10 protein-coding genes and 1 pseudogene are annotated in these 13,929 nt (G+C 42.5%); 1 reads left to right on the plus strand and 10 read right to left on the minus strand.

The features are described 5' to 3' along the window. Positions 1-82: 82 nt before the first annotated feature. From OCU28_RS03305 to OCU28_RS03330, 6 genes are all read right to left on the minus strand, one after another. Positions 83-3,184 (minus strand): error-prone DNA polymerase, encoded by a 3,102-nt coding sequence (locus OCU28_RS03305; RefSeq protein ID WP_261816925.1) that lies wholly within the window; start codon positions 3,182-3,184, stop codon positions 83-85. Between the two features lie 50 nt (positions 3,185-3,234). Further along, complete coding sequence (locus OCU28_RS03310; protein WP_261816926.1) at positions 3,235-4,650, minus strand: Y-family DNA polymerase; 1,416 nt, start codon at positions 4,648-4,650, stop codon at positions 3,235-3,237. Further along, complete coding sequence (imuA, locus tag OCU28_RS03315) at positions 4,647-5,321, minus strand: translesion DNA synthesis-associated protein ImuA (RefSeq protein ID WP_261816927.1); 675 nt, start codon at positions 5,319-5,321, stop codon at positions 4,647-4,649. The genes OCU28_RS03310 and imuA overlap by 4 nt, the downstream gene beginning before the upstream one ends. A 67-nt stretch (positions 5,322-5,388) precedes the next feature. Next, positions 5,389-7,722 (minus strand): putative bifunctional diguanylate cyclase/phosphodiesterase, encoded by a 2,334-nt coding sequence (locus OCU28_RS03320; RefSeq protein WP_261816928.1) that lies wholly within the window; start codon positions 7,720-7,722, stop codon positions 5,389-5,391. Between the two features lie 4 nt (positions 7,723-7,726). Beyond that, a complete protein-coding gene (locus OCU28_RS03325; protein ID WP_261816929.1) occupies positions 7,727-8,653 on the minus strand; it encodes a transporter substrate-binding domain-containing protein in 927 nt (308 codons plus the stop codon). A 58-nt stretch (positions 8,654-8,711) separates the two neighbouring features. Beyond that, entirely contained in the window at positions 8,712-10,115 is a 1,404-nt protein-coding gene (locus OCU28_RS03330; RefSeq protein ID WP_261816930.1) for an aminotransferase class V-fold PLP-dependent enzyme, read from the minus strand. Between the two features lie 635 nt (positions 10,116-10,750). On the opposite strand from OCU28_RS03330, the gene OCU28_RS03335 reads away from it, so the two are divergent. After that, positions 10,751-11,425 carry a haloacid dehalogenase type II gene (locus tag OCU28_RS03335; protein WP_261816931.1) on the plus strand — a complete coding sequence of 225 codons (675 nt, stop codon included), beginning with the start codon at positions 10,751-10,753 and terminating at the stop codon, positions 11,423-11,425. A gap of 56 nt (positions 11,426-11,481) precedes the next feature. On the opposite strand, the gene OCU28_RS03340 is transcribed toward OCU28_RS03335, so the two are convergent. The 4 genes and pseudogenes from OCU28_RS03340 to OCU28_RS03355 all read right to left on the minus strand — a co-directional run. Next, positions 11,482-11,757, minus strand: a complete 276-nt coding sequence (locus tag OCU28_RS03340) for a nitrogenase-stabilizing/protective protein NifW (RefSeq protein ID WP_261816932.1) — start codon at positions 11,755-11,757, stop codon at positions 11,482-11,484. Further along, entirely contained in the window at positions 11,754-12,962 is a 1,209-nt protein-coding gene (locus OCU28_RS03345) for a multidrug effflux MFS transporter (RefSeq protein ID WP_261816933.1), read from the minus strand. Before OCU28_RS03345 ends, OCU28_RS03340 begins: the two co-directional genes overlap by 4 nt. 239 nt (positions 12,963-13,201) lie before the next feature. Further along, complete coding sequence (locus tag OCU28_RS03350; protein WP_261816934.1) at positions 13,202-13,525, minus strand: cupin domain-containing protein; 324 nt, start codon at positions 13,523-13,525, stop codon at positions 13,202-13,204. A gap of 15 nt (positions 13,526-13,540) precedes the next feature. Beyond that, a pseudogene (locus OCU28_RS03355) lies at positions 13,541-13,808 on the minus strand (SDR family oxidoreductase); the annotation flags it as partial. Positions 13,809-13,929: the final 121 nt, after the last annotated feature.

Consider the following 13,929-nt stretch of genomic DNA (forward strand, 5'->3'; position numbering starts at 1 on the left):
AATGTGTAATATAGAATATTTAATTTAGATTTAGTAGTTGTAATAAGCTATGTTTGATGAATCTATATTTCCATTATTTATTTTAATGAAAATCTCTAGACTGACTAGAGAGTGTTGTAAACGCCTCACTAAGGTCAATTAATTTACCTGCAATAATATGTATTACATCTCCCTCCTTTTCTATAATTCCTTTTACTTTCAATACCTTTGATGTGAGATAGGCTTGTTTTTGCATTCGGGCAGTAGCTTGCCATACCACCACATTAATATTGCCAGTATCGTCTTCAAGGGTGAAGAAAGTGACCCCTGCAGCAGTTGCAGGGGACTGTCTACCTGTTACTAACCCAACAACGGTTACCATACTATGCTGGCTTAAGGTCTGTAGTTGATTCTGGCGTGTAAAGCGGCCTAATTTATTTTGGCTATCAAGCAAGGTAATGGGATGTTGCGATAGCGATACCCCTGTAGAGGTGTAATCTTCAATTAGTTCATCATATGCATTGACGGTAAAGGGATAGTTCTGTGATCCTTCCGCATCAGGGCTGTGTATAACGTCCTTAAATAATGGCAGTTCAGTAGCTGAGTCCATTAACTGCCAACGGGTTACATAGCGATTGCCACTTAACGAATGTAGCGCGTTTGCAGATGCCAGTAGTTGTAGTTGCTGCTTGCTGATACCAAGGGTTTTAAGTTGCTGTATGTGCCGAAACCCTTGCGGTGGCCTTGAGCTTAGTAGTTGCTGACGAGTTAATGTCGATAAGCCTCGAATCATTGTTAAACCAAGTTGAATGTGGTGCTGACCTTGCACCTTGATGATGCAGTGCTCATCTTGAGAGGCATTGATACAGATAGGGTGCACTATAACTTGGTGCCTTTTAGCATCCTGAATAAGTTGCGAGGCCGAGTAAAACCCCATAGGTAAGCTATTTAACAGTGCGGTATAAAATTCCGCAGGGTAATAATACTTCAGCCATGCTGAGCAATAGGCGAGTACTGCAAATGAGGCCGAGTGGCTTTCAGGGAAGCCATATTCACCAAAGCCACAGATTTGTTGGAAGATACGTTCGGCAAATTCCAGAGAATAGCCTCGCTCTAGCATTCCAGATACAAGCTTATCCCTAAAACGAATTAAGTCGCCATTTTTTTTCCATGCAGCCATCGCACGGCGCAGTTGGTCGGCTTCTCCACCGCTGAACCCTGCCGCGACCATGGCTAATTTTATAACCTGCTCTTGAAAGATAGGCACCCCTAGAGTGCGGCTCAAAACATCCTTAACCTCTGCGGAAGGATAGGTGATATTTTCAATGCCATCGCGTCTTTTTAGGTAGGGATGAACCATATCGCCTTGTATTGGGCCAGGCCTAACTATCGCTATCTGAATCACTAAATCGTAATAGCAGCGAGGTTTTAATCTTGGTAGCATGCTCATCTGTGCTCGAGACTCGATCTGGAATACCCCCACCGTGTCTGCTTTTTGTAGCATGCCATATACCTTTGGATCATCTTGCATGCGCGTAATGTCAGCGATACTAAGATGGCGCTGATGGTGCTGAGCTATAAGCTGAAAGCAGCGTCGAATAGCGCTGAGCATTCCAAGAGCCAATACATCAACCTTTAGTAAGCCTAGGCTTTCTAAGTCGTCTTTATCCCATTGAATAATAGTACGTTCAGGCATAGAGGCATTCTCTACTGGTACTAATTCATATAACGGGCCGGCAGAGATAACAAATCCCCCCACATGTTGTGACAGGTGACGAGGAAAGCCGATGATTTCATTGACTAGTGCAATAAAGTGTTTGCCCTTGAGTGAGTCCGGCTTAAGGCCTAGCTCCATAATCTGAGCTTGCCAATTCAGCCCCTTGTCTCTGCGATTAATATTCTTGATAAAAAAATCGAGCTGCGTTTCATCGATAGCGAGTGCCTTTCCGACTTCTCGAATTGCGCTTTTAAGGCGATAACGGATCACGGTAGCGGCCAGAGCTGCTCGCTCACGACCATATTTGTGATAGATGTACTGAATAACCTCTTCGCGTCTATGGTGCTCAAAATCCACATCAATATCTGGCGGTTCATTGCGCTCTTTACTGATAAAGCGTTCAAATAGAACCGAGATCTGCCTAGGGTCGACAGAGGTTATTTCTAAGCAGTAACATACGACTGAATTAGCCGCAGATCCTCGGCCTTGATAAAGAATGCCTTTATCTTTGGCAAACATCACTACATCATGAATGGTCAAAAAGAAGTGTGCGTAATTGAGCTGTTCAATTAATGTCAGTTCCTTCTCTATGATTTGTTGTACTGCTTGTGGAACACCATTAGGAAACCGAGTTTGCTTTCCTTGTTCAACAAGCTGTCTTAGGTATTGGTTTGGGGTGAGAGGCTGCGGCACTATTTCTGCTGGATACTGGTATCCAAGGCTGGCTAGGTCAAAGTGACAACGCTCAGCGATATAATGACTCTCAACGAGCCATTGTGATGGATATAGCTTGTTGAGCTTATCTTTACTACGTAATGATCGCTCTGCATTGGTAAGTAGGTGCTCACGTACATCTTCAACTCTTGTACCTTGCTTTATCGCCGTTAAGGTGTGTTGCAGGGCTAAACGAGTAGCATTGTGCATTAATACACCACCACAAGCGACGATAGGAATTTGATAAGTATCCGCTAAGGATTCACAGTGGCGAATATAATGTTTATCGGTGCCAGTTAGGTGTCTTTGCGCTCCTATCCAAACTCGATTAGCATGATGTTTAGCTAACCAGATGAGCCATTTTTTATCGCAGTCGTGATGCTGCGGTATATAGATCACCAAGCAGTGTTGGATAGATAATAAATCCCATTGTGAAAGATGATATTGACCCTTTTCACTGCGGCGGCGGGCGTTACTAATAATACGCGCCAGCTCGGTATAGGCGGCAGAGTTTGGGCACAGTAAAATAAACTGACACTCTTGATCTAGCCAAAACATACTACCGACTAGCTGCTTGATATTTAATTGGTTGTTTTTGATGGCGGTGTGAGCACGCACTACGCCTGCTAATGAGCACTCATCGGTGATGGCGATTGCAGAATAGCCTAAGAAATCCGCCTGCATAACTAATTCTTCAGGGTGAGAGGCTCCGGTGAGAAACGAAAAATTGCTCTGACAGAACAGTTCCGCATATTTTAAAGATGATGCATGCATAATTCGGATATCTGAATGTTAGTTGGGGCTATTTGCTAAGGCGACTAACCTTAACTAAACAGCCCGTGAATAAACCACTCTTGATGTGGATTTCGAAAAAGCCACACCCAACGCCCTTGCTCATCTCGAGCAATAAAATAATCACGCTTGATACTGTTGCCGTCCCACCATCCACTATTGATTCGCTCTGGCCCTTGTAAGATGGTGACTCGCTGTTTAAGCGGCTGGGGGGAGGGATAGATAAAGCTCGGTCTAAGTAAGCTTGGTTTGGCATTTACTGCTCCCTTAGAGGGTGTTAGAGGCTCAATATAACGGGTGCTATATTCCGGTCTTGGGTCTGAGGTAGCCTCGATGCCATGTAATGTTTTTTGCCCTAACTTGGCTTGTAATTGAGAGATCAGGTCTAAAGGAGAAATAGCCTGTTTATGTTTATCAAATAAATCACAGTGAGTTGCGGGTATCTCTTCCATGCGAACAACACTTAGCTCTAATGCAATCACCGGGGCATCTAAAGTTATAGACTCTAAGCTGAGTTTTATGAGTTGTTGCCATTTTGCACACAGGTAATCACCAACCGCGGAGTAGAAATGGATAATCTGCTGATTTTTATCCCTTTGCTCTAAGGTTAATTTTATCTCATAGGCTATATGATCGCGTTGCTTTAGGAACTGCTCAAGTTGTTGTAATAGCTGTACTAACGGTTTTTGTATCCAGTCGATATGAGTGATTTCATAAAGCAAAACAAGGTGTTGGGAAAAGTGGCCCGGAGGATGATAAAACTGAACTGGGTGCTTGAATTGCCCCAATAAACGCCCGACATAATTCACAACTTGAATATCGAAGCGTCGAGCAATATCTGTCATGTTAAGCGCTAGGAGTTGCTCAAGGCTATGGATCCCGAGTCGAGATAATTTTTCAAGGTTATGTTGGCTTAACTCCGTTGCTTGTAACGGTTGGCTAAATAGCTGTTGCTTGATGTTATCGTGGTCTTCATCGATACAATCAGTGTGTGCCTCGGCTAATAACTTGGCTGCCAAGGGGGAGTATGCGGTAGCAAAATGGTAGCTAAGTTGCAGTTTATCTAAATGCTCAGATACAAGCTTCCAATAGTTGTCTAGGTCTCTATATAAAGTGAGCATATCGCTGACCTTTAAGAGCAGTCCTTGATCTGAAAACAGAGTGATATCCGAGGTATATAAGTAAAGCCATTGCGCAACTTGTTGAAGCCGTTGTTGCTCTGATTGTGGGTTATAGGGCAGTACTTGTAGTTCAGAAGATAGGGAAGCGGCACTAGCAAGCCCCATACCAAGTTGGATCCCTGCCTGTTTAGCCGCATCATTTACTTGTATGACCTTGTGCTTATCAATCACACAAATAGGGGCGTCAATCTGCTGAGCATCTTGCTGCTCGATGAACAAGCTATCTAGTTGCAGGCTGGGAAAGTGTAAATAGAGCCAAAGGTTCATGCTTGTTTCTGCTTATGCAAAGGAAAAGGAATGACTTGATTATTGGGCTTATTGGTACACAGTTCAGGCCAGTAATGCTGAAAATTGACCTGAAATGCACTTGGATGCCAGCCACCTTTGCGCTTATTTACGGTAACCTCTAAGCCATTTTCATTCGGGGTTAATGAGACACTCAAAGGTAAAGGTAGAGACATATGATTGTGCTTATCGAGATTAAAATGCACGCTCAAGGCTTGCCCTTGCTCTGCGGCAACCTGTAATCGCCTAGCTTGGTGCACCTCAAGTTGTGGGTGCCAGAGGCATACGTAGGCGCAACACCCACTCTTTAGGCACTGTTCAGCGGCCCATAAGATGTGTGCTGTTGAGTCAATAACTAATACATTATTGGTGTCGATACTTTCGCATTGAAAATAGTGTGCGCTAGGTCTTGCGGGTGGATTTATTAACACAATTAAGCGCTGCTGAGTACTATTTTTGAGCATAGGAGTGAGCAGGCGAAACTCGCCAATACCAGAGGTGGATTGCACCTCTATTAATCCGGATTGTGGTAAACCGTTAAGTTTTTTATCCCACTCAGCAAAATAAGAGGGCTGTAGGGATTGCTCATAGCCTTGCTCTGAGCCTTGCCAGATCAACTGCTTGTGCTTTAGTAAATCGAGAATATTTTTCATAGCTTAATACCTGTATATCTATACAGTATATGTAATTTAAGCGTAGAAGCAAGTACAGGGCGTAATGTTAGATAAATAGCTCCGGATCAACCGAGTGTTTATGTAATAGCTCTTCAAACTGCTGGGCAGGGATTGGCTTGCTAAAATAGAAACCTTGCGCAAAGCTACAGTTCTTACTCTGTAAATAATGCATATCCCATTGGGTTTCTACCCCCTCAGCAACAACCTTCAAATTTAATGCATCAGCCATAGCTATGATGGCGTTAATTAATTCTCGAGAAGGGAGGGTAGATTCCATATCTTGTAGGAATGAGCGGTCAATCTTAAGCTTATTGAAGGGGAATTTTTGTAGATAACTCAGGGCTGAATAACCGGTACCAAAATCATCAATTGAGAGTTGGACACCCATTTCTTTTAGCTGATTAAGCAGACTCAGTGTATCGTCATTGTGATTAATAAGTAGGCTTTCGGTGATCTCTATATCCAGCAAGTTAGCGGGTAATTGTGAGGTTTTAAGGGCCCGCTTAATCAATTCAAGTAGGCTGGTGTGCTGCCTAAATTGAACACTAGAAACATTAACTGCAACCAATAAAGGTCGAATCTTCTGCCACTGTGCCATTTGGGTACAAGCTGTCATGAGTGCAAACTCACCCAATTGATTAATCAGACCATTCTTTTCAGCAATAGGAATAAACTCAGCAGGGGAAATAAACCCGAGCTTATTATCTGTCCAGCGTAATAGTGCTTCAGCCCCAACAATCTGACCTTTTTTAAGGTCGATAATCGGTTGATAATAAACCTCAAACTCATTAAACGACAGTGCTTTGCGTAACCTAGCATCGATATCAATATTGCGCTGCACATCCTGGTTCATGCTTGAATCGTAGAAGCTAAATCCATTCCGCCCACACTCTTTTACTCGATACATAGCAATATCTGCGCGAGCAAGAAGATCTTCGGTTGTTTGACCGTCTTGAGGGTAGATGGCCATGCCGATGCTAGAGGACGCAAAGAACTCAGTTTTATCGAGATAAAAGGGCTTCTCAAACACTGTCATCAGGTTAGAGGCAATCAGCTTGGCGTTGTCTTGTGACTGCAGGTTAGGGATAACCATCAGAAACTCATCGCCGCCAATACGAGCCACTACGTCGGTTTTACGTACTGCACTTTTTAGACGCTGTGATACCTGTTGTAGGAGTTTATCCCCAGCGCTATGACCTAGGGTATCGTTTATCTGTTTAAAATTATCAAGGTCAATAAACAGTATCAGGACGTTTTGATTACTTCGCTCAGCGTTGATGATAGCTTGACGAAGCTTTTCATCCCCAGACTTTCGGTTAGCGAGCCCAGTTAAAGAGTCATGGGTGGCTTGATAGGCGAGCTCTTGCTCTGATAAACGCCTGCGTTCAATCTCTGTCTTGAGACGGCTATTTTGTTCAGTTAGCAGGGCTCTTTTCTTGCTCGTTTCAGCGAATTTTGTAATCAATACAATGTTCGCATTGTTGATCTTAAGCGCATAATAAAGACCGAAGATAACCGGCACAGCAAGGAAAGAGAGTGCGATCGTAAACCAAGTAGAGGTAATAATTTGTTGCTCAGAAAGGGGCTCGAACCATGCATGAAGATAAAATGGCGTGCCCTTTACCTTTTGCTCAAACGAGAGGGTACTATACGAAATATGCTCATAGGCATCGGTTGTATCTGTATCTAAGGTGTTCCAAATGGGGTATACCCCATCATTTGTAGCAAGGTCTAAGCGACTGGCTCGATTTACGCTTTCTTGGTTAGTTAGCAGGCGAGTGAGAATGTCATCATTGACGTACCCTACGATAGCCGCAACTAAATCGCCGTTATAATAAACCGGCTGTATTACCCTGATAATCAGAAGATTACCTTTAAAGGTGGCATCTATCGTTGGTGTGGATTGAGAGAGCTTTTTAAATGGAATAGAGCCGGTATCAAAAGGTAACTTAGGATTAGAATCCGCGATAACCTTGGCGTTAACCTTGGCGTTAACCCCCACCATAAGCAACCGATTAAAGTAGGGCTGGGTTTGTTGCTTAAGGTCTGGTTTGGTATGGCTAACAAGGTTTTGTTTTAATTGGAATAGGCTCGCTCCAAGGCCATACTCCATTGACATTCCAGAGGCTAAGTTAGCAAAGAATGTAAAGGTACTCTTATGGTGCTCCGCCTCTTTGATATCCTTCTTTAAAGAGCTAAAAAGATAAGTAAGGGATTCTGAATAACTATTAACCTTTAAGCTAAGCTCATTAGATTGAGACTCTTTTAATCGGTTTTGACCTGCGTTGGTGACCGTAATCATCAACAACAGGTAGGCTCCCAAAAGGAAGCCACCAATTATAATCGCATTTTTATTACTAAAGCTTAGCTTGCGGGTCATTTAATTACTGCTCTGGTGTTGCAAAGTAGTCACCGTAAAAATAGAACACGGATGGGTAATATTTTTCAACTAGGTGGTTATACGTACCGTCTTTCTTTATCTGTTTTAGATACTGATTAAAGGCTTCACGCAGTTTTGGTGAGTCTTTACGAAACCCAGCAGCCATACGTTGTGGGCTTGAAACCGGTCCAATTACTTTGATCTCACCAGGCCATTTCTCTAGTGCTATCAAGGTGTCAGGCACATCAAGTAGTGTACTTTCAGCATCGTGATTTAGGATTGCCGGTACCATTTCATTAAGCTTACGCGCATGCTCAGGAAGGATTATGTTAGCTCCTGTTTTATGCAGCTGATACAGATGTGGGTCGAGGCAAGTTTGCTCCATAGCTAATACGTCGTGCCCACGCATCATCGCCTTAACCTGTTTAATATCTTGCTCAATTGAACCGCTGGGCTTAATTGGAGTTAGGCTTGAGTCTGAGCGAGCAACCAACCATACCGCAGATGGAAAGTAGTCGTCTGAGAAGTCAACTAACTGCTTTCGCCAAGGTAGTATAGTGGCGCCATTGGAGATGATATCCCCGGTTATTGCTACATTATCACCATACTGGATGGCGTTATGTTTAAAAACCGCTTCTCGGCCAGTTAGTTGACCAAAGGCTGTGCCCCAAGTACTTGGAACAAATTGGTAATCAACACCTAAATATTTTGCAAATCCTTGCATCATCTCAACATCTAAGCCATGTACTGAGTTGAGTTCGTCCTTGTTAATATAATTTACAAAGTTGGCATAAGGGATGCCAATATGACGAAGAACACCGGCTTTTTTTATTTGCTCAAGGTCTCGAGAAAAAGCAGGTTTAATGCCAATAACTAAGGCAATTGTCAGCCAACAAATAAGGCTGAATAGGGTTTTGAATTTTCTGTTCATATTTCTGTCGTCACAGTATTGAAGCACTCGCCAGCTATGTGCTGACGAGTGTCTTTAGTTAAGCCATATGGCGAGTAAGGTGTGCCATTGCCTTAACTAAGCCCTTCACATCGTTTTCATCATGGAATAAATGAGTAGAGATACGTAGCACGTAAGTTTTCTCAGTTGAATCCTTATGCATCAAGAACTCCGTAGTACGGATGATATAGCCGTAATCTTCACGCAGACGGTCACGGAACTCATTTAAGCGATCTTCATCGCTCCAATTACTAAATGGATTAAAGGTGGTTAAGCCACTTGATAATTCACGACGTGGAGAAGTGAAAAGAGTGCCTTGTGGTATTTTACGAGCCAGCTGTTCTTTACACAAACTACTAAGATCTAGCACGCGCTCCTGAATACGAGCACGGCCAATACTATCCCACATTTTACAAGAGTCGGTTAACGCTTGTTTTGCAGGGTAGTTGTCATTACCAACATACTGCGCCGCAAGTCTGGCACCTAAGGTATCAGCACTGGCAGCTAAAGATGAGTTGATAAAGTATAAAGGCTTACGGTCATCTGGCCAAAACTCTTCAAGTCGAGTGGCGTTATCTTTGATATATAGAATGCCAGTTGCGCCAGCACCACACTGCCATTTATGCCCTGAACCGGCATAGAAATCGCAATCGAGATCATGGAAGTCAAGGTCTAGCATGCCGATACCATGCGCACCATCAATTAAGGTAGGGATACGATGACGACGAGCGAGTCGGCAGATCTCTTTAGCGGGTAGCGCTGTACCTGTTTTGTATGGGATATGTGAGAAAGCAACTAGGCGAACGCGATCACCAAATTGTCTAATCGCTTTACGGAATGCGCGAATATAATCTGATTGGGTCAGATCTTTTTCTCCGGTATACACAGGGATTTCGACTTCATAAACCTCAACCCCAAAACGCTCTTTAACTACGTGTAGAGAAGAAGTGGCACCGATATGTTCGTGGTGGGTTGTGATGATCACATCACCTTGTTTAAAGTCTAACCCATTGAGAATGGTCGCCATACCATCTGTGGTATTACGGCTCAGTACTAACTCATCCTCGTTTGCGCCAAATCCAGCAGCAATATCGGCAACCATACCATTCATGTAAGGCCATGAGCCAAACTTGTCATCCATATCCCATGGATTTTCAGCAACGATCTTATTATTTTTGTCATATGCCTTAATGACGTCGGTAGGCATTGAGCCTGTGCTACCTACGTTCATATAGACACTATCGCGATTAAGAGAAAACTGATTTTTTACTCTCATCCAAAAGTCGTTATCAGCAGAATGTCGAGAAAGTTTAGAGATAGTATGCTCTAAATTGTGCGCTGAAGCTTGAGTTGAGAATAAACCAGAGCTGATACCAGCTACAGCAACGCCAGCACCACCCTTGAGAAAGTCCCTGCGATTAAACTTAGATGTATCCTTAGACATCGTTCCATTTCCTTTAATTAATTCTTAGGAGAAAGTATTTCTTATAAAATTGAAATATTTTCTTACAATTTTGATCTTACGTGGATTTTTAACTGCATAAAGACCTGTTTGCTATATATTTGATCTAGATCTAATAAATACCATTACATTTTTTAAGTGTATTAAGTTATTGATTTATAGAGGTATTATGTTGTTTTCTGGGGTAAATAACGCCTGAAAATGACTATTAAGTGAAAGTGGTTGCGTATGATTTTGCGATAATTATTTCAAGATGATGGCAAGTCGCGGAATAAATTAAGTGATGTTAGTTAACGATCTGAATAATAGAGCGGTGTCGATACCCAGTAATTTTTTACCTGGTTTTTTGTTTATTTAGATATGAATTTATATCCACTGTTGGTAGTTGGCTGTTAATAAATATACCGAATATGCTTAAGGGTTGTGAGTAACGTCATAGATAGATCATGGGCTTGCTATTATTCTTTAGAGCGATAGCTATCATCACTTAATTTCAAGAACAAGCAGTAAACTCTGCTTGTAACTAATTGCTTTTGCTTATCTTTTTCCTAGAATAGTTAACAGGGGTATTCAAAATAGTGACATATCGAGTGCCTAATAGTTGCAAGGAAGCAAAAATGACAAAAACCTTAGCGTTTGATGTATATGGTACTTTGATTGACACGCAGGGTGTTACGCAATTGCTTGAGAACTGGATAGGTAATAAAGCGTGGCACTTTAGTCAAACCTGGCTTAACAAACAATTAGAGTATTCTTATCGCCGTGGTGTGGTAGATCACTACCAACCCTTTACCCAATGTGCTTTAGATGCGTTGGAGTATGCCTGCAAGGTACATCAGATGGCACTTTCATCTCATCAAAAGAACATGCTGATGCAAGAATACCTTAGCTTATCTGCGTTTCCTGACGTACTGCCAGCTCTAGAGCAGTTATCTAAAGCTGGTATCCATATGCTGGCCTTTTCTAATGGGGAGCAGAGCAACCTACGAATGCTGCTAGAGCAAGCAGGGTTATCCCATTATTTTCAGAAAGTTATCAGTTGTGAAGATGTTGGGTGTTTGATGCCAAGCTCTAAAGTATATCAGCACTTGATTGAGCAAATGGCTATCGCCAACAACCAAGCTTGGTTGATCTCTAGCCATTCATTTGATGTGACAGGAGCAACAAATGTCGGGATTAATTCGGTATGGGTGCAACGAAATCGGCTTAATACCTCTATGGATTGGAACTGTTTCCCCAATCTAACTGTGGGCAATCTATTAGAGCTACCCTTAATAATATCAAATGCTTAACCAATTGATATTATTGAGCATTAGGTGTTTCATTTGCTAAATGAAAGGGGGCGTAATTAGCGACGCAGGCAAGAGGTGCATCCTCGACAAGCTGAGCGTGTATGCGGGTCAAGGCGTCCTCTTTGTACCTTGCAGTAGGCGTTTCTAAGTGCTCTACGTGTTGCAAACCAATCATCTGGTTTGGCTATTAACAGATAGCCGTTGAACCGCTTGGTTAGCGGTTCACGGTACTGATTGAGAAACTTGCTATCAAACTCAACCTCAAGAAACTCAAATACCTGCTCAAGGCTTTTAAGGTGATTTAGGTGAGTCTGAATATAGTCGGTTGTCATTTCTGGTTGTTAAATAGGTTATTCACCACAAAATCTCGATTTCTTACCAATAACCATAGAATTAAACCGGCTAAGCCAACGCTGATTTGAATGATACCGAGATCCGCTATCAAGGCATGCGGTCGAATGGAGACTAGCATCATACCTAGAGAGCCCGACATCATGCCGGTAAATTGTATGATAGCAACCGCAGAACCAGTGTCTTTATCTTGTTGATCAAGCATTAAATTGGTGCCGGGAATTCGAGTGGTGATAATCGCCATAGTGAGAGGCGCAGCAATGAAGGCAAATATCCATGGTGAAGTATGACCTATGGTAACCGTGAGTATCCCCAATAGGAAAATGAACAAGTAGCAGGCCGTAATAATGGTCTGGGTGGAAACTCGCTTTGATACCTGCATATAGATAGTTGGACCAAATGAGGCAAATAGGGCGTTAAATGCGAATGCATAGCTAAATTGCTGCTCTGTTAGCCCAAAGCCATTGATATAGATATACGATCCGGCCGCTAAGAACGCCATTAGCGCCATCGGGGTTAATGAGAAAACAATTAACAATATAACAAATCTTGGATTATTGAATACGGTAGCCAGCCTTCCCCATGAGCGTGCAATAGAGCCTTGGTAGCGCTGCTCTAAGGTTTCACGATAGCAGCACACAGTGATAGTTGCGATTAAGGCAAATACACTTAAGAACACAAACATCATGTGCCAAGACGCTATCTTCAATAGAAATGCACCAAGTACAGGGGCAACCATAGGAGCAATAATGACCAAAGACATGATAGTCGCCATGATCTTTTCACGCTCACGGCCGCTATATAAGTCTTTGACTATTGCAGTGGCAACTACGGTGACGGCACTACCGCCAAAGGCTTGTAAGGCGCGAGCACCAATTAAAAATTCAACATTAGATGCAATAGCACATAAAATGCTCCCTACCATATAAATGCCTAACCCAGTTAACAAGATGGGTTTGCGTCCAAATTTTTCGCTTAGTGGTCCCCAAAACAACAGCCCTATCGCATAGGTCACAAAATAGACGCTTAAGGTTAGGTTTACCATAGCTTGTGTGGTGCCTAAAACCTCCACCATCTGTGGTAATGCAGGCAGGTATAGATCGGTGGTAAGTGGTGGGAAAGCACTGATAATCACAAGGAAGAAAAGGGTGCCTTTATCGCCAAGTATGGGCTGGTTTTTTCTCAAAGTGAGCCTCTATTTTAAAGTGGATGGGGTTATTTAATCGGCGATTTTGAGCCGATTAAAAGGCACTGTCAATTATATGAGTGAACCAATAACGGTGAGTAAGTTTAGCCTAATAGTAAACATGGCTCATAGACACAAAAAAGCCAAACCTGTGAGGGTGACCCACAGGTTTGGCACTATTTTATTTAGCTAAGCGCTCTATGAAATGAATTAGAGCAGGCTTTGTGGAATAAAATTAATTACTCTACAAAGTCTTTACGCATAGGCGTAAAGTTATCAAGCAACATACCTTTCTCTAGACATGTGCAACCGTGAACGATGTTTGGTTCTTTATATAGTGCATCGCCAGCAGAAACGATTTTAGTCTCGTCACCGATAGTAAATTCAAATTTACCTGATACAACATAGGTTACTTGCTCGTGTGGGTGACTATGAAGAGCACCGATAGCACCTTCTTCAAAGTAAACCTCAACGCTCATGATGTTTTCGCTGTAAGCCATCATTTTGCGTGATACGCCTTCACCTAGGTCTTCTAGTTTGATTTCTTTATTGAAATTGAACATATATCTTCCAGTCTGTTAGCAAGCTAACCAACCGCCATCAACGGCGAAGGTGTAGCTATTAATATAATTAGATGCAGGTGATGCAAGGAACACACAAGGACCTGCTAAGTCTTCAGGTTTACCCCTACATTAGCAGGGATACGGCCTAAAAATTTGGTTATTACGTTGCTCATCAGCACGCAGTGCCATTGATCTTACCATTTTCATTTTGTATGACAAATTGTTTAGCAACAGCTTGAGACATAAAAGGCATAGATTTGACATCAATATCCATAACCGCATCCTAATTTTTAAGTGACATCGACAGTATTTGTGTATCCCCATTGGTAGTGATAATAGAGCTATGTGCTTAACCGCTAGTCCTTAATCAGCACGCCAACAAAGCCAACATTGACCTTGTTTTT

Source organism: Vibrio gallicus, assembly GCF_024346875.1.
In the GTDB taxonomy this organism is placed as follows: domain Bacteria; phylum Pseudomonadota; class Gammaproteobacteria; order Enterobacterales; family Vibrionaceae; genus Vibrio; species Vibrio gallicus.

Excerpts from the sequence above, each read along its gene's own strand:
- OCU28_RS03305 (WP_261816925.1), bottom strand. The coding sequence starts at position 3,184 with ATGCATGCATCATCTTTAAAATATGCGGAACTGTTCTGTCAGAGCAAT.
- OCU28_RS03310 (WP_261816926.1), bottom strand. The coding sequence starts at position 4,650 with ATGAACCTTTGGCTCTATTTACACTTTCCCAGCCTGCAACTAGATAGC.
- imuA (WP_261816927.1), bottom strand. The coding sequence starts at position 5,321 with ATGAAAAATATTCTCGATTTACTAAAGCACAAGCAGTTGATCTGGCAA.
- OCU28_RS03320 (WP_261816928.1), bottom strand. The coding sequence starts at position 7,722 with ATGACCCGCAAGCTAAGCTTTAGTAATAAAAATGCGATTATAATTGGT.
- OCU28_RS03325 (WP_261816929.1), bottom strand. The coding sequence starts at position 8,653 with ATGAACAGAAAATTCAAAACCCTATTCAGCCTTATTTGTTGGCTGACA.
- OCU28_RS03330 (WP_261816930.1), bottom strand. The coding sequence starts at position 10,115 with ATGTCTAAGGATACATCTAAGTTTAATCGCAGGGACTTTCTCAAGGGT.
- OCU28_RS03335 (WP_261816931.1), top strand. The coding sequence starts at position 10,751 with ATGACAAAAACCTTAGCGTTTGATGTATATGGTACTTTGATTGACACG.
- OCU28_RS03340 (WP_261816932.1), bottom strand. The coding sequence starts at position 11,757 with ATGACAACCGACTATATTCAGACTCACCTAAATCACCTTAAAAGCCTT.
- OCU28_RS03350 (WP_261816934.1), bottom strand. The coding sequence starts at position 13,525 with ATGTTCAATTTCAATAAAGAAATCAAACTAGAAGACCTAGGTGAAGGC.